At 63.8% G+C, this 23,581-nt stretch carries 24 protein-coding genes; 9 read left to right on the top strand and 15 right to left on the bottom strand.

Translation table 11 applies throughout. The features are described from left to right. The first annotated feature begins 2 nt into the window (after positions 1 to 2). The 4 genes from L4X63_RS11200 to L4X63_RS11185 all read left to right on the top strand — a co-directional run bounded on the left by L4X63_RS11200 (position 3) and on the right by L4X63_RS11185 (position 3,504). The gene (locus L4X63_RS11200; protein WP_250678714.1) at positions 3 to 194 is read left to right on the top strand and encodes a ribbon-helix-helix protein, CopG family; all 192 of its coding nucleotides are present in this window, start codon (positions 3 to 5) and stop codon (positions 192 to 194) included. Between the two features lie 17 nt (positions 195 to 211). Beyond that, positions 212 to 517 carry a hypothetical protein gene (locus tag L4X63_RS11195; protein WP_250678713.1) on the top strand — a complete coding sequence of 102 codons (306 nt, stop codon included), beginning with the start codon at positions 212 to 214 and terminating at the stop codon, positions 515 to 517. A 298-nt stretch (positions 518 to 815) separates the two neighbouring features. Then, positions 816 to 3,074, top strand: coding sequence for a PAS domain S-box protein (locus L4X63_RS11190; RefSeq protein ID WP_250678712.1), 2,259 nt, complete (start codon positions 816 to 818; stop codon positions 3,072 to 3,074). 88 nt (positions 3,075 to 3,162) lie between these two features. Next, entirely contained in the window at positions 3,163 to 3,504 is a 342-nt protein-coding gene (locus tag L4X63_RS11185) for a helix-turn-helix domain-containing protein (protein WP_250678711.1), read from the top strand. 207 nt (positions 3,505 to 3,711) lie between these two features. Here the strand turns inward: L4X63_RS11185 and L4X63_RS11180 are convergent, their stop codons facing one another. Further along, complete coding sequence (locus tag L4X63_RS11180; RefSeq protein ID WP_250678710.1) at positions 3,712 to 5,391, bottom strand: FAD-dependent oxidoreductase; 1,680 nt, start codon at positions 5,389 to 5,391, stop codon at positions 3,712 to 3,714. A gap of 489 nt (positions 5,392 to 5,880) precedes the next feature. Between L4X63_RS11180 and L4X63_RS11175 the strand changes: the two genes are divergently transcribed. From L4X63_RS11175 to L4X63_RS11160, 4 genes are all read left to right on the top strand, one after another. Next, a complete protein-coding gene (locus L4X63_RS11175) occupies positions 5,881 to 7,545 on the top strand; it encodes a cytochrome c3 family protein (RefSeq protein ID WP_250678709.1) in 1,665 nt (554 codons plus the stop codon). A 90-nt stretch (positions 7,546 to 7,635) separates the two neighbouring features. After that, a complete protein-coding gene (mobA, locus tag L4X63_RS11170; protein WP_250678708.1) occupies positions 7,636 to 8,232 on the top strand; it encodes a molybdenum cofactor guanylyltransferase in 597 nt (198 codons plus the stop codon). After that, entirely contained in the window at positions 8,229 to 8,576 is a 348-nt protein-coding gene (locus L4X63_RS11165) for a winged helix-turn-helix domain-containing protein (RefSeq protein WP_250678707.1), read from the top strand. The genes mobA and L4X63_RS11165 overlap by 4 nt, the downstream gene beginning before the upstream one ends. Before the next feature lie 166 nt (positions 8,577 to 8,742). Beyond that, positions 8,743 to 9,960, top strand: coding sequence for a molybdopterin molybdotransferase MoeA (locus L4X63_RS11160; protein ID WP_250678706.1), 1,218 nt, complete (start codon positions 8,743 to 8,745; stop codon positions 9,958 to 9,960). 10 nt (positions 9,961 to 9,970) lie between these two features. Here the strand turns inward: L4X63_RS11160 and L4X63_RS11155 are convergent, their stop codons facing one another. Further along, a complete protein-coding gene (locus L4X63_RS11155) occupies positions 9,971 to 10,621 on the bottom strand; it encodes a L,D-transpeptidase family protein (protein WP_250678705.1) in 651 nt (216 codons plus the stop codon). A gap of 332 nt (positions 10,622 to 10,953) precedes the next feature. Between L4X63_RS11155 and L4X63_RS11150 the strand changes: the two genes are divergently transcribed. Then, positions 10,954 to 11,844 (top strand): homocysteine S-methyltransferase family protein, encoded by an 891-nt coding sequence (locus L4X63_RS11150; protein ID WP_250678704.1) that lies wholly within the window; start codon positions 10,954 to 10,956, stop codon positions 11,842 to 11,844. A 51-nt stretch (positions 11,845 to 11,895) separates the two neighbouring features. On the opposite strand, the gene L4X63_RS11145 is transcribed toward L4X63_RS11150, so the two are convergent. From L4X63_RS11145 to L4X63_RS11085, 13 genes are all read right to left on the bottom strand, one after another. Continuing rightward, entirely contained in the window at positions 11,896 to 12,414 is a 519-nt protein-coding gene (locus tag L4X63_RS11145) for a GSU3529 family protein (RefSeq protein WP_250678703.1), read from the bottom strand. Then, positions 12,404 to 12,625 carry an Rdx family protein gene (locus tag L4X63_RS11140; protein WP_250678702.1) on the bottom strand — a complete coding sequence of 74 codons (222 nt, stop codon included), beginning with the start codon at positions 12,623 to 12,625 and terminating at the stop codon, positions 12,404 to 12,406. Before L4X63_RS11140 ends, L4X63_RS11145 begins: the two co-directional genes overlap by 11 nt. 64 nt (positions 12,626 to 12,689) lie before the next feature. After that, positions 12,690 to 13,478, bottom strand: coding sequence for a selenite/tellurite reduction operon c-type cytochrome lipoprotein ExtS (extS, locus tag L4X63_RS11135; protein ID WP_250678701.1), 789 nt, complete (start codon positions 13,476 to 13,478; stop codon positions 12,690 to 12,692). Further along, positions 13,454 to 13,870: a selenite/tellurite reduction operon b-type cytochrome membrane protein ExtQ gene (gene extQ / locus L4X63_RS11130; protein WP_250678700.1), complete on the bottom strand. Its 417-nt coding sequence runs from the start codon at positions 13,868 to 13,870 to the stop codon at positions 13,454 to 13,456. Before extQ ends, extS begins: the two co-directional genes overlap by 25 nt. Beyond that, entirely contained in the window at positions 13,867 to 14,487 is a 621-nt protein-coding gene (locus L4X63_RS11125) for a cytochrome b N-terminal domain-containing protein (protein ID WP_250678699.1), read from the bottom strand. Before L4X63_RS11125 ends, extQ begins: the two co-directional genes overlap by 4 nt. Next, on the bottom strand, positions 14,484 to 14,882 hold the full coding sequence (locus tag L4X63_RS11120) for a QcrA and Rieske domain-containing protein (RefSeq protein WP_250678698.1): 399 nt from the start codon (positions 14,880 to 14,882) through the stop codon (positions 14,484 to 14,486). The genes L4X63_RS11125 and L4X63_RS11120 overlap by 4 nt, the downstream gene beginning before the upstream one ends. Then, positions 14,837 to 16,069: a selenite/tellurite reduction operon b-type cytochrome iron-sulfur cluster-binding subunit ExtO gene (gene extO, locus L4X63_RS11115; protein ID WP_250678697.1), complete on the bottom strand. Its 1,233-nt coding sequence runs from the start codon at positions 16,067 to 16,069 to the stop codon at positions 14,837 to 14,839. Before extO ends, L4X63_RS11120 begins: the two co-directional genes overlap by 46 nt. Continuing rightward, the gene (gene extM / locus L4X63_RS11110; RefSeq protein WP_250678696.1) at positions 16,023 to 17,858 is read right to left on the bottom strand and encodes a selenite/tellurite reduction operon c-type cytochrome ExtM; all 1,836 of its coding nucleotides are present in this window, start codon (positions 17,856 to 17,858) and stop codon (positions 16,023 to 16,025) included. Before extM ends, extO begins: the two co-directional genes overlap by 47 nt. A gap of 174 nt (positions 17,859 to 18,032) precedes the next feature. After that, on the bottom strand, positions 18,033 to 18,254 hold the full coding sequence (locus L4X63_RS11105) for a hypothetical protein (RefSeq protein WP_250678695.1): 222 nt from the start codon (positions 18,252 to 18,254) through the stop codon (positions 18,033 to 18,035). A gap of 47 nt (positions 18,255 to 18,301) precedes the next feature. Continuing rightward, positions 18,302 to 19,270 (bottom strand): NrfD/PsrC family molybdoenzyme membrane anchor subunit, encoded by a 969-nt coding sequence (gene nrfD, locus L4X63_RS11100; protein ID WP_250678694.1) that lies wholly within the window; start codon positions 19,268 to 19,270, stop codon positions 18,302 to 18,304. An 11-nt stretch (positions 19,271 to 19,281) separates the two neighbouring features. Next, positions 19,282 to 19,842, bottom strand: a complete 561-nt coding sequence (locus L4X63_RS11095; RefSeq protein ID WP_250678693.1) for a 4Fe-4S dicluster domain-containing protein — start codon at positions 19,840 to 19,842, stop codon at positions 19,282 to 19,284. Continuing rightward, on the bottom strand, positions 19,835 to 22,039 hold the full coding sequence (locus tag L4X63_RS11090; protein ID WP_250678692.1) for a molybdopterin-dependent oxidoreductase: 2,205 nt from the start codon (positions 22,037 to 22,039) through the stop codon (positions 19,835 to 19,837). Before L4X63_RS11090 ends, L4X63_RS11095 begins: the two co-directional genes overlap by 8 nt. Before the next feature lie 156 nt (positions 22,040 to 22,195). Beyond that, positions 22,196 to 23,569, bottom strand: a complete 1,374-nt coding sequence (locus tag L4X63_RS11085) for a rhodanese-like domain-containing protein (protein ID WP_250678691.1) — start codon at positions 23,567 to 23,569, stop codon at positions 22,196 to 22,198. Positions 23,570 to 23,581 lie beyond the last annotated feature (12 nt).

Raw genomic sequence — 23,581 nt, 5'->3', positions numbered from 1 at the left:
CAATGAGGAAAATAGTCACCACGGCGCGCCATAACGTGATCTCCCTTCGCATCAGCGACCAGGAGTTGTCGATGCTGAAGAACCTGCGAGAGGAGACCAACCAGAGCACTTCCGAGTTTCTGCGCGACGCGCTTTCCCTCTTCCTCAAACGCACCGGCGGCCGGGGGGAGAGGGCCACCGCGAGAACCAACTAACCGCAAAGGAGAACCGCATGTCGGAGATATTCAACAACCTCGAGCAGAGTTACCAGAAGGGGGCCTTCCCCGTCCCGACCGTCTTTTATTTCTCGATAGACGAAGACGTCAAGAAGACCCTGACGCTCAACGCCGAGGGATGTACGGTAGCCGAAGGAAAGCCGGCCGGCGAGGCCGACTGCGTCTGCAAGACCAGCAAGGAGATGCTGGAGAAGATCTGGTTCCAGGGATACCGTCCCGGGATCATGGATTTCATGGGGGGGAAGATAAAGTCCAACGCCCCGCAACTGTTGCAGCAGTTCCTGCAGGCTTTCGGCAAATAGCCACGGAAACAATCTGAGAAGGCGTTAGCCACGGAGACACGGAGAAAATCTGAGAGAGACAAGATACTGAGACACTGAAAACTGGATTTAAGTATTAATCTTTCTAGATCTTAGGTTTGGGTTTAACTTTCAAGTTCCTAAATACTTTCTCCGTGTTCTCAGATTTTCTCCGTGGCTAACTGCTTTTCTCAGAAGTTCTCAGATTTTCTCCGTGGCTATGCCGTTTGTGCTTCATTAATTTTCCTCTGCGCCGATATATGAGATATCCGGCGCTCCACTGTGTAAGCGAGGAAAATCCATGAAGCATCTCCGCCCCTTCCCCGTCCAGTCCAACCATCAGGGAGACCATCCCCTCCATCCCACCGCCCGCATGCTCCCGCTCTTCCGCTACGGAGTCATCTGCGCACTCTTCTGGACCGTTATCGTCGGCACCTTCGCCCTCTGGAGCATGCGCGAGCTCCACAGCCACCTCAACGACCTCGCACTCCAAAAGGCCCGCACCGCCTTCGCCACCAAGCTCCTCTCCCACCGTTCCTCCCCTCCCCTCGCTCGAAAGGATGGGGCAACTACTTCCTCGACCGAAGAGACGGATACTGCCACCCGCCTGACCGCCCTGGGTGCAAAAGCCCCCCATGCTCCCGACCAGTGGGAAGCCGCCGCCCTCAGACGCTTCGCCCAAGGGGAGAACGAGGCGAGCGGCCAGATCGAGCTTGGCGGCACCTCGTATCTACGGCTGATCCGCCCTCTCCTCCAGGACGAGACCTGCCGTGGCTGCCACCGCGATACCGCCACTGACAACGGCGACGTCCGCGGCGGCATCACCGTCCTCGTCCCCCTGCAGCCGCTGTTCGACGCCCAAATCCACCACCGGCACGAGGTCCTCTTCTGGATCGGCTCGATCTGGCTGATCGGGCTGGCCATGATGGCCGCCGGTTTCTCCCACATGCGCCACGAGGAGCTGGCCCGGCTGGCCACCGAAAGCGCTCTGCGCGACAGCGAGGAGGAGTTCCGCCTGCTCGCCGAGAACGCCAACGATCTCATCTGGACCATGGATCTGGACGGCAGGTTCACCTACGTGAGCCCCTCGGTCGAGCGCCAGCTTGGCTACAGCCGCGAGGAGGTACTGCGCTTCACCTTCGACCAGCTCCTCTCCCCGGTCTCCCTCGCCTCGGTCCGCCCCAGGCTGAACGAGGCGATCACCGAGATCGCCGCCGGCGAGCGGATCACCGGGACCCGCCTGGAAATCGAAAAGACCAGGAAAGACGGCTCGACCGCCTGGTTCGACGTCACCTTTACCGCCATCTACAACGATGCCGGCCATTTCCTGGGTTTCATGGGAGTCTCCCGCAACATCTCCGCCCGCAAACGGACCGAGGAAGCGCTCCGGATCAGCGAGGAGAAGTACCGCTCCATCTTCGAATCTTTCCAGGATCTCTATTACCGGACCGACATGAACGGCCTCATCACCGAGATCACTCCATCCATCCTCCCCATGGGGGGCTATACCCAGGAAGAGGTACTCGGCAAGGCGGTCACCACCTTCTATGCCGACGCGGCCGACCGACAGGAGATGCTCAAGCGCCTGAAGGCGCAGGGGGAGCTGAACGATTACGAGACCAAGCTGAAGAGAAAGGATGGGCGGGTAGTCGACGCCTCGCTCAATGCACGCATCCTCTTCAATGCCGGCGGGCGGGCCATCGGGGTGGAGGGTATCCTGCGCGACATCTCGGAGAGGAAACTGGCGGAGGCTCGGCTTCGCGACCTGTCGCTCAAGGACGAGCTGACCGGGCTCAACAACCGCCGCGGATTCGTCACCCTGGCGGAACAGCAGATGAAGACGGTCGGACGCAAGCGGCAGTTCGTGGCGCTCATCTACGCCGACCTGGACGGGATGAAGTGGATCAACGATACACTCGGCCACAAGGAGGGAGACCGGGCCCTGGTCGACGCCGCCGGCATCATCCGGCGCTCCTTCAGGGATAGCGATATCGTGGCACGGCTGGGAGGAGACGAGTTCGTCGGGCTGGCGGTCCTGAGCGGGAAAGAGGACGGCGAGTTATTGCTGGTGAGGCTGCGCGACGGCTTGACTCTGCATAACGAGGAAGCCGGAAGGACCTATCCACTCTCCATCAGCTTCGGCATGGCCATCTACGACCCCGCGGCCCCCTGCTCCCTCATGGACCTGATGGTCCGCGGCGACGAGATCATGTATGAGCAGAAGCAGCGCCGGAAGTCATCCCGCGGCAGCAGGCCCGGCGGTGGCACCTCCGCGGAGGCCGCGGTCCCGGCGCCGTCCGCAGCTACAGGGAGCATGGTGCCGTCCGCGGCCATAGTCGGCGCGGTGCCGTCCGCTGATGCAACGGTCCCGGCGCCACCCGCAGATGCAATGGACACGGCCGCCCCCGCAGAGCCCGTGTCCCCTGCCCCGTCCGTCCGCCGTCCGGTGACCACCGCCTCCCCCCGGCCGACCGACGGCTCCGGCCAAAACGATCTCCCCCCCTCCGGCGTCTCAACCGAGATCCCCCGGAAGAAACCTTTGGTAACGGTTGTTGATTAACAACCATTGAAAGTATTTCGGCACTATGCTATGGTCGTCCCCGTTCAGCCGGTGGAAGGGTGAGTTATTGATCGGAAGCTGACAGATTATGATGGCTGCCCGGGTGGCCAGAATAGGAAAGGCTGGTGAGAAAATGGATATGATTGGAGTCACCGCTGCTTCAAAACTGTTCGGAGTTGCCAGAAGAACACTGTACAACCACATCGACAACCAGAAGCTTCCTGCCGAGAAGGTTCCTTCCGGATATCTCTTCAAGTTGGATGACTTGATGAGACTCTATCGAGTACCGGTTGAACTTCATGAGGAACTTACCTTGGGCTTGCGAGATCGCATCGCAGAGCTCGAATACGAAGTCGAACGCCGTGACGCTCTGTTGAAAGTCCTGCTGAAAGAGAAGGCCGAGACCGCGAGCCGGACCGCCAAGCGCTGAGAAACATCATCAAGGAAACCTCGCCTTTCGCCTGACGAGCCTCCTTCCTATCCCCATCCCGTCCATCCCCTCGAAGGGGAAGGGACGCGTAGTCTAAGAATTATCGCTGTTCCGCAATAAAAAGAGGCCAGCCCTACCGGTACGAATCCCGATAGGCCTGGCCTCAGTTTTTTCTGCTCCAGCCGTCCTAAGCCTGACGCTGTCCCATCACCCTCTCCTTAACGCATACGGCCAGGCGAGGATCCCACCGTCCATGAACTTGGCGTCGGCGAAGCCTGCCGCATCCAGGATCTTCTGCGCCTCGTATCCCCTCAGGCTGATCTTGCAGAAGGCGATGATCTCCTTGTCCTTGGGAAGCTCCGCCGCTTTTTCCCGCAGCATGCCGAGCGGGACCAGCTTCGCACCCTCGATGCCTACCTCGGCGTGCTCCGCGGGAGAGCGGACGTCGAGGAGGATGAAGTCGTGGCCGTCGTCGAGTTTGCGCTTCACCTCCTGGGCAGAGATACCGCGGGCGTGGCCAGCCAGCTTATTCTTCATAATGTCCGCCGCCACGATCAGGTTATCCATGGCCGCGGCATAGGGCGGTGCGTAGGCAAGATCGAGCTGGGACACCTGTTCGGCGGTGGCCCGGAAGGTGATGGCGGTCGCAGCGGCGTCGAGCCGCTTGTCCACCGCCCCCTCGCCCGCCGCCTGGAGCCCCAGCACCCGGCCCGTCGTGCGGTCGGCCACCATCTTCAGGACGATCGGCTTCGCGCCCGGGAAGAAGTGGGCGCGGTCGGGGGCCGGGGAGATGACGGTCTCGACGTCGTATCCGCAGGCGCGGGCCTCGCTCTCGGTGAGCCCCGTCTTCCCGGCGTTGATGCGGAAGGCCCGGAGGATGCTGGTTCCGGCTACCCCGGCGAAGGTCGCCTCGCCGCCGGCGGCGTTGATCCCCGCCACGCGCCCCTGCTTGTTGGCCGTGCTCCCGAGCGGGATGTACGAGGGCTTGCCGGAGACGATGTGGGTAGCCTCGCAGCAGTCGCCGCAGGCGTAGATATCGGGATCGCTGGTGCGCTGCATGGCGTCGACGGCAATGGCCCCGGTTGCGCCGATGGCGATCCCGGCTTCCCTGGCCACCGCCACGTTGGGGGTCACGCCGGGAGCGAGGATCACGAGACTGGCCGGGATCTCCTGTTCGCCAGCCAGGACCTTTTCCACCGTTTCGCCACCGGCAAAGCCGGAAACGGGCGAACCGGTGAGGACGGTGATCCCCTGCTGCTTGAGCTCCCGTTCCACCAGGAAGGCGATCTCGCGGTCCAGCACGCCAGGGAGGAGCTGGTCGCGCATCTCGACCAGCGTGACCTTCATCCCCTTCTGCCTCAGGGCTTCCGCGGTCTCGAGACCGATGAGACCGCCCCCTACGATGCATGCCGTGGCGTCGGCGGCGGCAGATTCCTTCACCGCCTTCGCCTGCTCCAGGCTTTTCACCGTGAAGATGTTGCCGAGGGTGACGTTATCGAGCCGGGGGACGATGGGGGAGCTTCCGGTGGCGAGCACCAGGCGGTCGTAGCCGAGCTCGGAGCGGCCGCCGGAGGCGAGGTCGTGGAGCTGCACGATCTTCCTCTCCCGGTCGATGCCGGTCACCTCGGTGTTGGTCCGGACCTCCACCCCCTTCACCTTCTTGAAGAAGTTCCCGTCGCGGATGACGCCGACCGGGGTGCTCATCAGTTCATCGAGGTGGGCTACGGTGTCGGAGATGTAGTAGGGGATACCGCACGCACCGTAGGAGATGAAATCCCCCCGGTCGATGACGATGACTTCGGCCTGCGGATTGACCCTCTTGGCCTTGGAGGCGGCCTTGGCCCCTGCCGCGTTAGCGCCGATAACGACAACTCTTAGCTTCATCATGGACTCCTCTTATGGTCGTTGGTTCCGTTCTCACGCTCGTTGTGGCACCGGTGCGGGATGTTGACAACCGGCACGTTTCCGCATTATATATTCGAAAATTCGCATGTCAACATACTCTTAACTCCCGATGCCCCGCACCAACACGGATTCGGCCATGTGGTCTTCGAAAGGGAGGACCTCCCACCTTAGGAGAACGAGTGCGGAGCTGCTGTTGCGCAGGCTCACTAAGACGTTATTCTTGCTCATAGCCTGCGCCGGATCACTTCACAGGATTAACCGAGCGCATTGCTTGTCTCAATGCCAATTGTGAAAGTAGGCAAAACGGTGCCGACCAACAGTCACAGGAGATCAACAATGGCGATCCGGCAGATAATCCGGCCAGTGGGAGTAGTCGCGGCTTTCACCCTTCTTCTGTGCCTGCCGACGGCCAGTGACTGTAAAGAGCTTTCTCCTGACAGTTGCCTCGATTGTCACGGCAACGCCCAGAGAATGGCCGCGTTCGGTTTCCCGCACTTCACGGTGACCAAGCGCGAGGTAGAAGAACAAAGCGGGATGACCGCCGACTGCACGGAATGCCACCTGGGGAACCCCGCCAAGGCGGAGCGCGAGGAAGCACACCGGGGGATGGGACGGCTGCGCCTGGTCATGAAGAAGGGGCTGCGGGCGGAAACGGCCGTCCGCAACTTCCCGCTGGAGAAAAGCGGAGACCCGGTGCTGCGACTGAAGCCGATGATGGAAAAGCAAGGGCGCAAGGTGGTGGATCCGGCGGTGGCCGCCCTCCTCGCCCAGGACAAAAGGAGCGACACCCTCTCCCAGGATTTCGACGTGATGGAAAAAACCTGCGGGAAATGCCACCACGAAGAGTTCGAGCAGTTCAAGCGAAGCCCGATGGGGAGTAACGCCAAGCAGAGCCAGTACGGGAGCTGGGACGATCCCCGTCACGGCCCTCACAACTGCGGCGTCTGGTCGGCGGGCAACTACCGCGCCATCTCCGCCAACACCGCGGTCCCTTTTACCCAGGAGATGAGCGATCTCAACCAGCGGACCTGTAACGGCTGCCACGTCGGGTGCCTCGACTGCCACTACCGCCCTGATGCGGGCGGCGGCTCTCCGGGTAAGGGAATGCACACCTTCGTGCGGGTCCCGCCCCCCGACAGCTGCTACGGAGGGGGACGCGGAGCGCTCTGCCACGGCGGCCCGGAGGACCGGCGCCGGGGTGCCGGGTACTTCGGCGGCCCCTACTCCCACCCGGAGGGGATGAATCCCGACCCGCACGCGGCCCGTAAGGTCGGCTGCCTCGACTGTCATGAGAGCAGCAGGGACGACAAGAGCCTGGGACACGCCACTTTCAAACGCCAGGCGCGCTGCGAGAAGTGCCATCCGGAGGCGGTGGCGAGCCTGGCGACCTCCCTGCACCGCAAGCTCTCCTGCGAGGCGTGCCACATCACCAACGTCGGCGGCTACCAGGCGACCTTCTGGGGTCCCGGCAAGCTCGCCGGCTACGACACCCCCTATTTCAAGTACAAGGACTACTACGGGATCATGAAGGAGCCGATCCTCCTCAAGGACCAGCGAGGCCGGTGGATTCCCGTCAAGCCGTTCCCCATGGCGGTTCTCAACCAGAAGGACTCCCGCCTGGAACCGGGCCTCCACTGGCGCTACCCGGCCGGCCTTCCCGACCTCCAGCGGACCGACGACGCCTGGGGGTACGTCGGGCTGGTGGATGGGCTTCCCGAGGGTAACAAGGCACTGCTCTGGATCCAGATGGACAAGCTCTCCCACAAGTACGGCAAAAGCCGCCCCTGCGCCTCCTGCCACACGAAGGACGGCCAGCAACTCCAGGAGATCGCCTGGGAGTTCAGCGACGCCGGGGCCTTCCCCTTCAACGGGAGGCATACGGTGGCCGCCAACCGGGACGGGCTGTTCATCAAGGGGATCCGGGCCGACGAGAAGATCGACCTGTCCGAAGGGTACCGGCTTTCCAGCCTGGCGCCCTGGTTCTACCTTAAAGATGCCTGGGCCATCAAAGGGGACTTCTCCCTTCCGGTGATTGCCGGCTGGCAGGCGGCCGAAACGCGGTATCGCGAAGGATCGGCGGCGGTCAAGGCGAGCATCATCCACCGCTCCCCATCCTCACCCCCGCCCTCCCCTTGAACGGGAGAGAGAGGCCACAACGACACCCTTGCCATCGTTATGCAGATTTGGTATAAGGCCTGGACGGCAGGACAAACAGGAGCAGAAATCATGCAGGGAACCAGGTCAAACGACATAACGGGGATCATCCTGGTGGGCGGAAAGAGCCGCCGCATGGGGAGGGACAAGGCCTTCCTGCGGGTCGGCGGAAGGACGCTCATCGACCGGACCATCGAGCTCTTTCAGCGCTGTTTCACCCGGGTCCTGCTGGTAGGAGACCGGGCCGAGCGTTTCGACGAACACGGTCTGCCGGTGGTGCCCGACATCTATCCCGGCAGCTCGCTGGGGGGCCTCTACAGCGGCCTCTACCATGCCGAGACCGAGTACATCTTCCTCGCCTCCTGCGACCTCCCCTTCCCCAACGAGGCCATCGTCCGGCACCTCTGCGCGGCCAGGGAGGGATACGACGCCGTGGTCCCCTGCCGCGAGCATGGCTACGAGCCGCTCTTCGCCCTCTATTCCAAGCGCTGCCTGGATCCCATCAAGGAACAGATCGCCACCGGCGATTACTGCGCATACAACTACTTTCCGAAGATCCGGCTCCGGAGCGTGCCGTACCTGGAGCTGGCGTCCCTCGACCCCGAGCAGAATGCCTTCGTCAATGTCAACACTCCAGAGGAGCTCCTGGAGATAGGAGGAGAATCATGACCACGGCAACCGCACCTCACGTCCGCTCGAAAATCTGGCTGGAGGTGGACGGCCAACCGGTCTTCGGCCAGGGGCGCGAGGAACTGCTGCGCCTGATCGGGAAGACCGGCTCCATGAACGCCGCCGCCAAGGAGATGGGGATTCCGTACCGGAAGGCATGGACCTACGTGGACGCAATGGAGAAGCGGCTCGGGTTCGCGCTGGTGGATAGGGTGAAGGGCGGGACCGGGGGGGGAGTATCGACCCTCACGCCGCAAGCGGTCGATCTCCTCGACAAGTACGCCCGCCTCCACCAGGGGGTACAGGAGATGATCGACGCCAAGTTCCGGGAGATCTTCGCCTAACAGTCAGTAACATCCACTCAATTCACTCAATCCACGACTCCCCCTCCCCTTGAGGGAGGGGGTCAGGGGGTGGGGGAACCATCCGCGCAGTACCGAAGCCGGCCTTCCCCCCACCCTGCCCCTCCCCCTCAAGGGGGGAGGGAATTGATTCCAGCGAGGGACACTCATGGTCACCATAGAAGAGGCACAACGAAGCATACTGGCATCGATTTCACTTTTAGAGACGGAACGGGTCTCGCTCTTCAGCGGGCTCAATCGCGTAACCACGGTCGACCACATCGCCCCTTGGGACATCCCGCCAGCAGACAATTCCGCCATGGACGGCTATGCCTTTCTCTACGACACCATGGATGGCGACCGGCTCCGGGTGACCGGCTTCCTCCCCGCCGGGGAGTATCGCTCCACTCCGGTCGCTCCCGGTGAGGCGATCAAGATCATGACCGGGGCGCCGGTTCCCCCCGGTTGCGACACCGTGGTCCCCGTCGAGGACGTCCGCGAGGATGGAGACGCGATCCACGTTGCGGCCAGTGCCAAGAAAGGTGCCCACATCCGCAAGCGTGGCGAGGACATCACGGAGGGAGAAAAAGTCATCCCGGCGGGATCGCTGATCCGCCCGCAGGAGATCGGCATGCTCTCCGCCATGGGGACCTCGTCGCTCGCCGTCTACCGCCGCGCCCGGGTAGCCATCCTCTCCACCGGCGACGAGCTCCTGGAGCCCGGCTCTACCCCGCTTCCGGGGAAGATCATCAACAGTAACAGCTACAGCCTGGGAGCTCAGGTGCTGGATGCAGGGGGTGAGCCGCTGATGCTCGGCATCGCGCCGGACACGCTGGAGGGAACCATCGAGAAGATCAAGTCGGGGCTGAACGCCGACATGGTGGTCATTACCGGCGGGGTATCGGTGGGGGACCGGGACTTCGTGAAGCTCGCCATCGAGAAACTGGGAGGGAAGATCACCTTCTGGAAGGTCAACATGAAGCCGGGGAAACCGCTGGCCTTCGCCATGCTGGACGGCAAGCCGGTCTTCGCGCTCCCGGGAAACCCGGTCGCCGCCGTGGTCTCCTTCGAGCTCTTCGTGCGCCCCTCGATCCTCAAGGCCATGGGGCACGACAGGATCTTCCGCCCCCGTATCCAGGCCGAACTGCTCGAGGCGACGGCCAACAAGGGAAAGCGCCCCCACCTGGTCCGCGGCATCGTATCGGTGGAGGGAAACCGCTACCTCGTCTCGACCACCGGCAACCAGAGCTCCGGCCGTCTTTCCTCCCTCACTCAGGGGAACGGACTCATCCTCCTCCCTCCCGACGCGAGCCTTTCCGCCGGGGAGAAGGTGGACATCATGCTCCTTGACCGCGGCTTTGAAATGGGGAAAGAGGCAAGTCTGTAACGGACTTGCCTCACCTCCCGAGAGCCGCCAGTACCCGCTTCTGCCCCATCACCGCGACCGGTCTCTTGGCGGGATCGAGCCACCGTAGTAGCCTCATCAGCTGCTCTTGGGGCATCGCGATGCAGCCGGAAGTGGCGATCCCGGGCCCGGCCCAGGTGTGGAAGAAGATTGCACTCCCCATCCCCTTCACCACCGGACGGGTGTTGTACTCCACCACCAGCAGGTAGCGATAGAGGTCGTTACGCAGTTTGAGCTTTTCGAAGGAGTTGGCCCTGGTCTCCCCTTTCTTGGCTGGCCGGTTGTAGTCGTCCGCATTGACGTCGTCTACCCAGACGTCCTCCCCGGTAACCTGGCGGTACGGCATCTTCGAGTCGAGGGAAGGCTGGTAGCCGAAGGTTCTCTCCAGCGGAAACACCCCGCTCGGGGTCCTCATGTCCCCTTCCCTCTTCCTTCCCGGCTCCGCGAACCCGCCGCTGCCGATCACCGCGTCGATCGCAGGAACCGCCACCCGCCATGCCCCGTCCTCCTTTTCCAGCCCGATGGCCAGGACTGCGGAAGCGGTGGCACCGGCCTCCCCGGTGACCAGCACTAGCTGGCTCGATCCCGGAGCTATGCGGTTCAAGCGACCCACGATCTCATCGACGGCCGGTGCGCCTCTCATTCCAGTCGCAGATGGACTGGTTGTGGTGGCACACCCGGTGACAATGACCATGGTCAGCAGCAGGAGTATCTGAAGGATCTTTCTCTTGTTCAATGTTCACCTCGCCTGGCCGGCACCTGCCGATGCCGATCTTGCTCTCGGCGGCGCAATCTCCGGTATGCTGTAACTGAAGGTGGTGACCGGTGGCCACCGGAAGACGACCCAGAATAGCAAATAATTGGCCATCCTACGACTTTTATGGCAAAAGGACGGGGATGGGAGGAGGTACATACACGGTGGGAACCTTGACTGAACTACTTGAGAGAATCCCTTGTGTCCTGGGGGAAGGAGCCGTGATAGAGCGGCTGCGGCGCGCAGAGGGGATCGAGCTCGATCCTTTCGTCGTCAACTCGGCCTTCATCTACCAAGATGACACAAGGAGCGCCCTGGAGGCGATCTGCCGCGATTACCTGGACATCGGCTGCGAGTATGGGCTGCCGCTCCTCATGTCCACCCCGACCTGGCGGGCGAGCCGCGAACGGATCGCCGCGGCTGGGCTCGAAGGGCGCGATCTCAACGGGGACAATGCCGCCTTCCTGGACGGGTTGCGGAAAAGCTACGGCAGGTACGGAGAGAAGGTGCTGATCTGCGGATTGATGAGCTGCAAGGGGGACGCCTACCATCCCTCCGAGGCGCTCCCGGTGGAGGAGGCGAAGGAGTACCATGCGTGGCAGGCGGAAAAGCTGGCCAAGACCTCGGTCGATTTCCTCCTCGCAGCCACGCTTCCGGCCTTGAGCGAAGCCACCGGGCTGGCGATGGCCCTGGCCGCCACCGGAAAGCCATACGTGGTGAGTTTCGTGGTCCGTCCCGCCGGGACACTGCTCGACGGCACCCCGTTGCGGGAGGCCATCGCGGCCATCGACGCGGCGGCCGATCGGAAGCCGGAAGGGTTCATGATCAACTGCACCCACGCCTCCTTTGCCAGGGCCGCCCTGCTCGACGAGGCCAACTCCTCGCCGGAGGTCCGCAGCCGGATGATCGGCCTGCTCGCCAATACGGCGGCCCTCAGTCCCGAGGAGCTCGACAACGCCGCGGAGCTGGTGGAGGAGGATCCGGAATCGTTCGGCCGGTCGGTGGCCGCCGCCGGTGCGGAGTTGGGTCTGAAGATACTGGGCGGGTGCTGCGGGACCGATGGCCGCCATCTCCGTGCCCTGGCCACCCGGTTGCAGGCGGCAAGGCGGTAACGATCTCGCTGAGGCCGCTAGCTCAAGACAGAGGAAGATCCGGGGGCAGGCCTATGGCTTTGCCCCCTTTCGCTTTTCGAGGCAACGCAGCGCCTTGGCCACCTCGTCGACGTCCATGGGGCTCAGGTGGGGGGGGAAATCCTGGCCGTGGTGGGCCTTGAAGATCCGGTACCGCGGGCAGGAGGGGAAGTCGCCGCGGCACAACTTTGACCTTATGTACTCGGCGGCCTTCGGGAGATCCTTCATGCTGTCGTTGAAAAACTGGCAGCATTCGAGGAGCTCGCAGGTGATCGCATTGTCCTCGGACTGCCGGCGCCCCGCCCGTATCTTGCGGACCGTGGTTTCGATGGTACCGGCGCCGACCGAGTCGCCGAAGCAACCGGCCCCCGCGTAGGGGTCGTATCCCTTGATCTGGGCGATGAGCTCGGCAATCAGCGCGGTCTGGCCCGCGTAAACCTCCCTCCCGTCGGCGATGGCCAGGATATCCGGCAGCAGCCAGTCGGGGAAATCCCCCTGATCGCTTAGTTCCAGGGCGACGGCGCGCAGCTCGACGAAGAGATCAGCTTTCATCTCCCCTCACCTCCCCGCCCGAGAGCCTCGCCTCCAATAACGGCAGGATTTCGGAAGCATCCGGCACCCTCCCTTTCTCCTGACGGCAAAAGACCCTCTCATGGCCGATGTAGACATTGAAGTCACCCCACTCGGCCTCTTTATCGAAGTCGACGACGACGTCCCATCCCGTCTGCTGGATTGCGCGAGCCAGACCGGCCGCCGCAGTCATCAGGTTTCAGGTCGGGCAATACTGGATCCGTACTTTCAGGGTCATAGCTGTTTCCTCCCTTCATTCAGAAAAGCCGCTCGAGTTCCCGGCGCTCCTCGGCGGTGAGCGGAACCGGCTGCATGCGCGCCTCGGGCGCGATCCGGCGCGGGTTCTCCACCCACCTGAAAAGACGCTCCGCATTCCACCGCTCGCTTCCCCGGAAGGTCGGCGGATACCAGGGTGTCAGGAGCCCGGAGAGGTTGGGACCGATCTCGCCGCTCCCCAAAAGCCCCAGGCGCGAGGTCAGCATCCGGTGGCAGGACCCGCACTTGCGGCTGAAGACGTCCTGCGCTCTCCCGGCCCGGTCGGCGAAATGGACCGAGACCGGCGGCTCCTTGACGGGCGCGGGCGCCCGGGAACTCCCGGCGTACAGCGCGTTGATAAGCGGGGTGAGCTCGCGGTCGGTCAGCCGGAAGTCGGGCATCCCGAGGGCCGGGGTCCGGATGGCGGCCACCACCGCCGAGGCCTCCCGGCTCCGCATCACGCCGTCCAGTGGCGTGGCGAGGTGGTTCCCCTTCCCCCCGGAGACGTGGCAGCGGCGGCAGGCGAAGCGCTCCATCAGCCTCTCCCCGCCCGCCAGGGCATCCCCCTTCCCCACCGTGTACCAGAGATACTTCCCGGGAATCAGCAGGTGATGGGCGACGTTTTTCCGCAGCGCGGCCGGATTGCCCCGATGGCAGGAGATGCAACTCCCCCGCTCCCGGTAGTGCGGCTTATGGCAGGAGGTACAGAGCTCCCTCGCCACCGCCCCCTGCGCCAGGGCAGGTGCGAAGACCAGCAGGAGAAGCGTTAGCCGGGAAAAGAGAGCGACCAATTCTCCCCCCTGAAGTAAAGGGCGACCACGGTGAGGACGACGATGGCGACGAAGACCGTCACGGTCGCCAGGTTGATCCAGCGAAGCTCCCGCGGGAACCACGTGGCCCGGTTGACCCGCAACTGCCCCGGAAGCCAGGGGAGGAACAGAAAGAAGAGCGCCCCGGCCAGCACCGGGTAGATCATCAGCCGGGAGTGGCTGACCAGTTCCTGGATCCAGAGGAGAAACCAGGCGGCCTTGACCGGATTGGGGGTATGGGCCGGATCGGCCGCCTCCTGCAGCGGGGCCGGGATAAAGGGGGCCAAGGCGGCGAGGAGCACCACCAAAAGAAGGAGCGCACGCCCGACCGGGCGGAAGAAGTGCGGCGAGCTTTTGACGAATCCCCTTTTCATAGGTACGGCAGCACCCCCTTGTTCTTCCTGACCCGGTAGAAATGGAGGAAGCAGAGAATGAGCAGGGTCAAGGGGATGAGCGCCACGTGCAGGGCGTAGAAGCGCAAAAGGGAAAGCGGCTGCCCGACGCCGTCGGGGACCAGTACCTGCCGGATGACGCCGCCGAAGGGGACCGCCCCCAGAAGCTCCATGCCGGTCTGGGTGGCCCAGTAGGCGAGCTGGTCGAAGGGGAGGAGATAGCCGGTGTATCCCTCGAAGACGCAGAGGCCGAGCAGCAGGCAGCCGATCACCCAGTTGAGCTGCCGGGGGCGCTGGTAGGCGCCGGTCAGCACCACCCGCATGGTGTGCAGAAACAGCAGCACCAGCAAAAGGTGCGAGGTGAGCCGGTGCAGGCTCCGCAGGTAGGCGCCGCCGAAGACCCGGGACTCCAAAAAGAGGATGGAGGGGAAGGCGCGCTCCGGGGTCGGCTGGTAGTACAAAAGAAGGAGCAGGCCGGTGGCGGCCATCAGCATCAGCGCGGTGAAGGCCAGTCCCCCCAGGCAGAAGGTGTAGCCGATGCGCAGGTTGCGCTCGATCACCACCCGCGGAAACAGATGTTTCAGGAAATCCCGTATCACCCTTCCATCACCTCGATGTCATCGCCCCTTAGCTCCAGTTTCAACCGTTTCAGTGGTGCGGTGGCCGGTCCCTTCATCACTTTGCCGAAGCGGTCGAACTCGCTGCCGTGGCAGGGGCAGGAGAGCCGGTCGGCCGTCACGTTGACGGTACACCCGAGGTGGGTGCAGACGAGGCTCAGGCCGTAGATGTCGCCGGCCGAGCGGACCAGGGCCACCCGTTCCTCGCGAAAGACCAGCGCCCCACGCTCCGGGACATCGGATTTCCGGGCGCGCACGAGCACCTTCCCCTTCCCCGCCCCGGCCGGAACCAGGTAGCGCCAAAGGAGCGGAAGCCCGACCAGGAGGGCGATTATCTTGGCGAGGAACCGCCGGCGTTGCCGAGAAACTTCTTCCATTTTTCGACGTACATCCTCTTGTAGTTCGGCCCCTTGGCGCTCATCCGGGCGTAGCGCGCCGCGGGGAGGAAACTGCCGTTGACCATCCGCTGTCCGTCCTGGCTCCAAAACGACGCGAGCCCCATCCCGTCGCGCGCGAGGGAGTAGATCCGCTCATCGGGGGGCTCCAGGAGGAAGCGGCGCGGGTTGTCGTGGCACGCCTCGCACCCGGCCGTTCCCCGTTGCACGGTGTGGGGGAAGAACGCCCGCCACTCGGCCGCAAGGAGAAGGTTCTCCCCCCCGCCCTGCCGGGCGATGGCGACGTCGGTGTAGTAGGCGATGAACTCGGGGCGGATGGGCGAGATCCTCCCCCGGCTGTTGATCCCCAACGGAGGAGCGTCCTGCTTTTTCAGGTAGCTGCTCCGCAGGTACTCGGCGCTTGGCCCGGGCTTCAGGTCGAAGCCCTCCTTGAGGGACTGATCGCGGAAGCGGAGCATGAAGGTCCCGTACTCCTGCGCCCCCCAGGCCGAGTGGCAGGCGTAGCACTCCAGGCGCTCCATGTGGGCGGCGACCCGGTGCTCGAGAACCTTCGGCGACGGCCGGTGGCAGTCACGGCACCCGCGGGGGGCTCCCCCCGGCAGGAGGCTCCGCATCCCGTGGCAGGCTCCGCAGGTCATACCGGCACGGTAATGGACGTCGGGGAGCATCTTCAGGAAGGTCTCCCCGTTGACTGCTATTCCCCGCTGGTAGCGCATGTTGTCCTCGCGCGGCGCCCTCCCCGAATAGTCCCACCCGGTGTAGTACCCCTTGTGGCAGAGCTGGCAGTCGGAGGTTTTGGGAAGCGAGATGGCGTGGGGATCGCCGTGGCAATCGAGGCATCCGGTGAGATGGCAGGAGGTGCAGTTCTTCTCCCAGAATTGGCGATCCATCTTACCCCAGCTCCGCCCGGCAAACCGCCGCTCACCGTCCCGTTTCCCCATCGCGGAGGCGAAGATCGCCTGGTAGCCGCGGTGGCAGCCAACGCAACCGGCGGCGCCGCTCGCCTTCGAGGCGGGGTCGCTATAGCTTCCTCCCCGGCTGTGGCAGGCGGTGCAGGCAAGACCGCGGTGGGGCGGCAACCTTTTCGCCGCGCCGGGGCCCGCCCACGCCGCGGCAGCTAGGCTAACGGCCAGAAAGCAGGCGACGGTGGATAGTATCGTCCAGCGCACGGTAATTCAATCCTTTCCGATAGATCGGGTCGTTGCCCTTCCCATGGCAGGGAAGGCAGAGGTTGACCGAGAGGGTCCTTTTCACCTCGGCCGTGTTCAAGGGGCGCCCGTTCTCCCGGGTGATGGCGGAGTAGGCCTTCACCCTCCCCCTTTCCATGAGGAGAAAGCCGTCGAGCGGCTTATCGTTCGAGCGCTCACAGATCATGGTGCCGCGGATGCTGTTTCCTTCCATCACGTGCTGGCCGAAGCCGAGGAAGGCCGGGTTCGCGTGGCACTCGGCGCAGCCGATCGCCTTCTTGCCGGTATTGTGCGAGTAGAAGGGGGCGAAACGGAGCTGCTGGCTCCCCTTGAAGCGTGTGACGTACTCGGTCTTGGAATTGGTCCCGTCCGGCTCGGTGACGGTGACGAAGGTCTGGCAGCCGGGAGTGACCGGCGAGATCCTCCCCCGCTGGTTCAGGGCCAGCGGGAAGGGATAGAGCATCCGGTAATCCTCGCTCTCCTTGAAGAGCCCGGGAGTCTCCTCGCCGGTGATGGCGTCCTCCCCCTTCTCCCGCTTGTCGTAGGTGGTGTGGCACCCGAAGCACTGGATCGAGGTCCGGGAGTGGCAGCTGTAGCACTCGAGCCGCCTGTGGCCGGCGATCCGGTGCTCGGGGGTCCCGGTGATGAGCGGGCTTTTGTGCAGCTTGCCGCTCCGCTTTTCCTGCAGCCAGACGGTCCCTTCCCGGTAGAAAACGTTGGAGTAGCTCCGCCCCTTGGCGGTCAGCACCATCCGCATCCCCATGGCGGCGGGCTTGCGGTAGGAGCGGGATTCCCTGAGCGGCTCCTCGTTCTCGCGCGCGATGGTGCGAAAGCGGGGGGGGACGTCGCCGGAGCCGTGGCAGTCCTCGCAGGAGATCTCGGTCTGGCGGTACATGTTCCGGTAGGCATAGCCGTCCCCCATCGTGTCGCGGGAGGTGTGGCAGTCGATGCACTCGAGTCCGGCGGCGAAGTGGACGTCGGGAGCGATGCGGGAGAGCGAGCGGAGGCCGCTGGCCGCCACCGGCCCCGCCTCCCCCCTGAAAGTCGGGACCAGGCTGTTGTTGCCGTCGTAGAGCCCCTGGTAGAGGTAGCCGATGCGGCCGCTGCGGCTGTGGCAGCGCGTGCAGCTCTGCATGGCGGGGAGGGGCTCCATCTTGTGGCTCTGCGAGTGGCCACCCTTGCCGCGCACGGCAAGATCGCCCCCGAGGTAGGTCCCCTCGTCGTTCCAGGAGAAATGGCAGGCCGCGCACCCCGAAGCGTGTACGGCGCCGTAGCTTTGCTTGTTGGAGCTCCCGATATGGCAGCGGGAGCAGAACTTCCGGTAGAGCTCGCCGGAGAGGTTGTCGAGATCGGCTACCGGGGCGGCCTCGAAGGGCTTCCCTTCCGGAGAGAAGAATTTTCCCCAGTCGGTGGCGTAGGTTTTCCCGTCCTCACCCTCCCAGGTGAGCTGAATATTGCGGATCATGCCGGCGTTGGTCTGCATGATGGTCGACTTCACCCGCTCGAGCTGATAGCGGTGGCAGCGGCCGCAGCCGTCCTCCCAGCTCTCCGGGTCAGAAGGGTTACTCCCTCCCAAAAGCCCACGGTGGGCGGTGCTCTTGTTGGCCGCGCGGCCGTCGCCGCCGTGGCAGGAGGTGCAGCCGTGGTGGGAGGCCGAGACCGCCTCGATCCCACGATGGCAGGAGAGACAGCCGGAATCGGCGGCGGGCATGCACCCGGAACTAACGAGGGCGATCATGGCGACCGCCAACAGCAGCAGGGTGGCACCCATGCGCTTACCCCACCCAGGGAACGCGCGTCCTATCCCGCTGCTGCTTGAAATTGTGGGCCCTTCTTCCGGCACGATACTCCCGTTCCCCCGCCAGTCTCCCTCTCCCATCAACGGCCGGGGGCGTAAAAAAAAGGGGGGCATGAGCCCATGCCCCCCCGAAAAGCCGGCAGGATGTTAGCAGCCTGCAGCCTCTTTTTTCTTCTTGGCCGGAGCCTCTTCTTTCTTCTCTTTCTTAGCAGCCTTCTTCTTGGCAGCCTTCTTCTCTTTCTTCTCTTTCTTCATTTCCTTCTTCTCGGCGGCCGGAGCGGTCTCTTCTTTCTTCTCCTCTGCCATTACGACTGCTGCGAAGCTCAGGGTCATCAGTGCTGCGACGAAAACGGTTGCCAATCTTTTCATGCGTACTCTCCTTTTTTTGAAATAATGCCCGGTCTGGCCGGACAAGGCTAGGACAGGTGACTCAGCTGACCGGCATAGACGAAGGAGAAACGGATGATGAGTCCCCCCAATAATACCAGCAGCGCGCTCAGATTCATCTTCATCAAGGCCACCGGAGTCAACTCCTCCCCGTGGTCTTCCTGAACCTCGAGAAACTTCAGTACCATGGCGGCGGGAAGGATCACCACTAACAGTAACAGTCCCAAACCATACCAGAAGTAATCGTGGTTGAAAGTAAAAAATGGCAGAATCGACTCACGGTGTGCCCCGGAGGAAGTGTACTGCCCGTAGAAGAACAGGGGGAGCAGCACCATTTCGGCGAGGATGAGCCAGATGTCGACCTTGGTGAAGAAGAGCTTCACCTTCTTCTCCTTGGCAATCATGATCATGAAGGCCGCCCCGGCCGACATGGCCGAGGTGAGAAAGAGCACCGGCAAAATGGCCGAGTTCCAGAGCGGACGGGCCACGAAGGAGCTCAAGAGCACCCCCGTGTAGATGCCGATGAAGATCCCCATCCCGAAGTTGCAGGCCGCCAAGTGGAGGCGGTAGGCGCGCAGCCGCTCGGAGAGGTTGATCAAAAACGGCAGGGTCAGCTTGGGCCGGTATTGGTCGGGCAGCATGGCGAGCGCGTAGAGAATGCAGATCGGGTAGAAGACCAGAAGCCCCCACGAGCCCCAGGACATGGGCGATAGCGGCTGAACGGTCAGGTAGAACCAGAAGACGTTCAGCTTCCGCTCGAGGTCGAGAAAGATGAAGAACATCCCGATGCTCAGGATAAGCGGGACGTAGAGGGGCGCGGTCACCGCGGCGATCTCCCCTTCCGCCAGTTTTCCACCCTTTCTCACGTGCAGGATGGAGGTCATGATCGCCAGGCCGGCCGAAAGTCCCCCCAGGAAAAGGTACAAGGACACCCGCCAGTCCCAGACGTGGAGATGGGGCGAGGTGATAGCGTTTGCTCCCGTAACGGTAAGTTCCATAGCTAAGGCTCCTATTCCGGCTTGCCGTATTTCTTGATGTAGAAGACGCGCGGCTTGGTGCCCGCGCTGGCCAAAAGGACCTCGGAGTGGTTCTCACGCAGCGCGATGCTGACCGCGCTCTTGGGGTCCTCCAGGTCGCCGAAGATGCGGGACTTCCCGATGCAGGTCGCCACGCAGGCCGGCTCCTTCCCTTCCTTCACGCGGTGCTCGCAGAAGGTGCATTTGTCGGCGAAGCCTTTCTCCTCGTTGATGTAGCGGGCGTCGTAGGGGCAGGCGGCCACGCACGACTTGCAGCCGACGCAGCGGTACTTCTTGAGGAGCACCATCCCGTTGTCCTTGTTCTTGTAGGAGGCGCCGGTCGGGCAGTTGTAGACGCAGGGGGGATTGTCGCAGTGGTTGCAGAGCTCCGAGCGAAGCTCCATCCTCAGCTGCGGGAAGGTCCCCTCGGTCTTCTCCACCACGCGGGTCCGGAAGTCCCCGAGGGGAACGTCGTTTTCCTTCTTGCAGGCTACCACGCACGCCATGCACGCGACGCAGCGGCGTTGATCGATTACCATGGCGTACTTAGGCATCTAATCCCTCCTTCTTGATGCGGACGAAATTCACCCTCATGCCGGTCGACCCGCAGATGGGATCGACGGCGAAGCGGGTGATGAGCCCCTGGTCGTCCGCCCCGCGGGCGAAGGCGCGGGAGAGCTCCTTGCTGTTGGTGCCGAAACCGTGGACGAGGTAGACGCAGTCCTCGCGGATCCTCTCGGTCACCTTGGCCCTGACGGCGTTACTGACCGCGCCGTCCTGGTTCTCGAGCCGTACCTTGGCGCCGTTGCTGATGCCGAGCTCGGCTGCCTTCTTGGCGTTGAGCCAGACCTCGTTCTCGGAGTAGAGCTCGTTGAGCTCCGGGTTGTTGGTGGTCCGGCTGAAGGTGTGGACCGCGCTTCTGCCGTAGATCAGGCGGAATTCCCCTGCCGGGGGCTGCGGGTGCTTGGTGTAGCGCGGCACCGCGTCGAACCCTTTCTCCTTCAGCTCGCTGCTCGCCAGCTCGATCTTGCCCGACTTGGTCTTGAAGGTTGGCTGGTTGAGCGGGGTGATGTACGGGTTGGAGGTGTTGGGAACCGTGAGCGACCCTTTCTGCTTGAGCTCGTTGTAGTTGACCCCCCAGGCGGCGCACTGGCTCTTGATCTTGTCCTCCAGGGTGTTCCAGGGGAAGTACTCCGCGAGCCCCAGGCGCTTGCCGAGCTCCTTGGCGATCCACCACCCCGGCTTGGACTCGAAGCGGGGCTCGACCACCGGCTGGCGCAGCGAGACGGTGAGCGATTTCCCCTTGCCGACCGCGAGGGCGTCGTGGCGCTCGAGGTAGGAGCACTCGGGAAGGATGACGTCGGCCATCATGGCGGTGTCGAACGGCATGACGTCCACCACCACGAGGAGGTCGAGCTTCTTGATCGCCTCGATGGTCTCCTTCTGGTTGGGGACCGCCTTCATCAGGTTGGTGCCGGTCACCATCCATCCCTTGATCGGGTAGGGATTGCCGGTGATGGTGGCCGAACGGATCACCTGGGTGACCCCCTCGCCCCCCGCGAACGGGTAAGGGCCGAGGTTCAGCGCGTCGCGGGCCGGGGTCGGGAACGGCTTGGACTCCCCTTTCGGGAAGGAGGCGGTGGTGGCGAGGTAAAGCCCCCCTTCCCTCCCCCAGGAACCGAGCAGGGCGGCGAGGATGCCGATGGCGCGCGAGCGCTGGACGTCGTCGCCGTGCCAGGTGGCGTGGCGCCCCGGGTGGACGCAGACGGCGGGGGCGTTTTTGGCCATCAGCCGGGCGGTCTCGATGATCTTCCCGGCCGGGATGTCGGTCTCCACGGCGGCCCAGTCCGGGGTGTACTCCTTGACGGCGGCGGCGAGCTCATTGAAGCCGACCGCGTAGCTGTCGATGTACGCCTTGTCGTAGAGCCCCTCGGAGACGATCACGTTGATCCAGGCGAGGATGAGCGCAAGGTCGGTGGCCGGGCGGATCGGGAGCCAGGTGTGGGCCTTGCCGGCCGCCACCGAGAAGCGGGGGTCGACCACCACGAGCTTGGCGCCGCGGGCGATCCCGTCGCAGAAGTCCTGCACCTGGGAGTTGTGCATGTTCTCGCCCAAGTGCGAGCCCAAGAGCACCACGACCTTGCTGTTGGCGAGATCGACCCGCTCGGGGGAGCCGATCCCCTCGCCGAAGGTAAGCTCCAGCCCCACGTCGCGGGGTCCGCGGCACTGGGCGAAGGAGGGCATCCCCACGTTCTGGGAGCCGTAGGCCTGGATGAGCGGGAGGAAGTGGTCGGTCGGGGTGCCGTGGGTGAAGAGCGCCATCGACTCGGGGCCGTACTTCTCCTTGATCTTGGTCATCTTCTCGGCGACCACGTTGAGCGCCTCGTCCCAGGAGGCCTTCCGGTACTTCCCTTCCCCGCGGGCCCCGACGTTGATGAGCGGGGTCTTCAGGCGGTTCGGGTCGTAGAGAAGGCCCGCTCCGCCGTTGCCCCGGCCGCAGAGCTTGCCGCGGGAGCCTGCGTGGGCCAGGTTTCCTTCCAGCTTGACCACCCGGCCGTTGATGGTCTTGGCCATCACGCCGCACTTCCAGAAGCAGATCTCGCAGAAGGTCGGGGTGTAGGTCGCCTTGAGCATCCCCTGCTCCTCGGCCCAGAGAAGGAAGCGGTCGGGGAGGGTGGCGGCCAGCGAAAGCCCGGCCGTGGTCCCTCCGGTTATTTTTAGAAACGATCTACGTGAAATTGTTTTGGTCACGTCATGTCACCTCGTGGATCTCGGTACCGGCCGGGCACCCGCCTAAAAGGGGGCGCCCGGCCGCTGATGTATGGTTGGGCGAGGTCAGGCAAAGAAACCGAATATAGCGAACTCTGAATCTATAGAACGCACTCCGGCCCCTCCCCGTGCTCCTTGCTACTCCTTCTTGAAGGTGTAGGTGCCGTTTTTGTCGAACTCAACTTTGGCATTGAGGAAGCAGACCGACTGGTAGCCGAGCTTCTTCAGCATCTGGTAGGCCATCTCGGCCCGCACGCCGGTGGCGCAGTGGGTGACGATCTTCTTGTCCTTGGGGATCTCGGCGAGCCTGCTGGCGATATCCTGCTGCGGGACGTTTTTGGCACCCTTGAACATCCCCCCCTTGGTCTCGTCGGCGTTGCGGACATCGATGATGACCACGTCGGCGGGAGTGGCGGCGAGGTAGCTCTTGAAGGTTTCCAGCGGGATCTCGCCGGTGCGCGGCTTGGCGGCGTAGGTCGCCTTGGCGGAGAGCTTGCCGGAGGCGATCCGGTATCCTGCCTTCTTCCAGGCGCCGTACCCGCCGGTCAGCACCCGGACGTTGGCGTATCCCGCCTTGGCGAGGACCTTGGCAACCTTGGCGGTATCCTTGCCGGCGCCTTGGCCGTAGACCACCACCGGGGGATTCTTCCCGGAATCGGGAAGGTTCTTGACGAGCTTGGCCGCGGCGGCGGCCGGGAATGAAACGGCCCCGGCGATGTGCCCTTTGGTGGCATCCTTGGCGGCCCGGGCATCGAGGATGATGGCCGGGTTGTGCTGGTCGATCCAGGCCTCCTTGAGACCGCGCGGGGAGAGGGCCAGGGCGTTGGCGGCGGACCAGCCGGCCACGCCATCACGGTAGATCTTGACGTTCGTGTACCCCTGTTTGGCGGCCTGCCCGGCGGCGGCCAGGGCCTCGAAGCTGAAGGAATCGGCCCCGTAGAAGACGAGCGCGGACGCCTTGTCCGCCGGAAGGGCGGTCAGCGAAGGGGTAGCGGGGTCGAAGGGAGCGCTCACCGCACCCGGCAGCGCACCGGCCAGAAAGGCTGCGGCCGGACGGCAGTCGACCAGCACGGCACCCTTCTTGGCGGCCAGCTTGGCCACCTCGGCGGTGGATACCAGGCTCCCGGCGGGAACCTTCACTTCCGGCTTCTCGGCCACCGAGACGGCGGTCTTCACCCCGCCCTGCTCGGTGTAGACGACCTTCAGCGCCTGCCCTTTCTTGGTCTTGTGCAGGCCGTCGCCGTCCATCTTCTTGCCGGCGGCGGTCAGGTACTTGATTTCGTCCTCGTCGAACTTCATGAGCTCCACGGAGCTGTCGCCGTGCAGCTGCAGGGTGGCCGATTTGAAGGCCACGCTGTCGAAGTAGCCAAAGACGGTGTTCGGCTCGGCCTTGTGGCAGCCGGTGCATCCATTGACGAAGGGTGTCCCCTGCGGCGGGAGGTCCGCGCCGTGGGCGGCGGAAACGGTCAGCGCCGCCGCCAGTACCATGAGGGGAAACGTATTCTTGAACATCGCTTTCTCCTT

The sequence above is a fragment of the Geomonas sp. Red32 genome (genome assembly GCF_023652955.1).
GTDB lineage: Bacteria > Desulfobacterota > Desulfuromonadia > Geobacterales > Geobacteraceae > Geomonas.
This window is presented reverse-complemented; position numbering and strand designations above follow the sequence as displayed.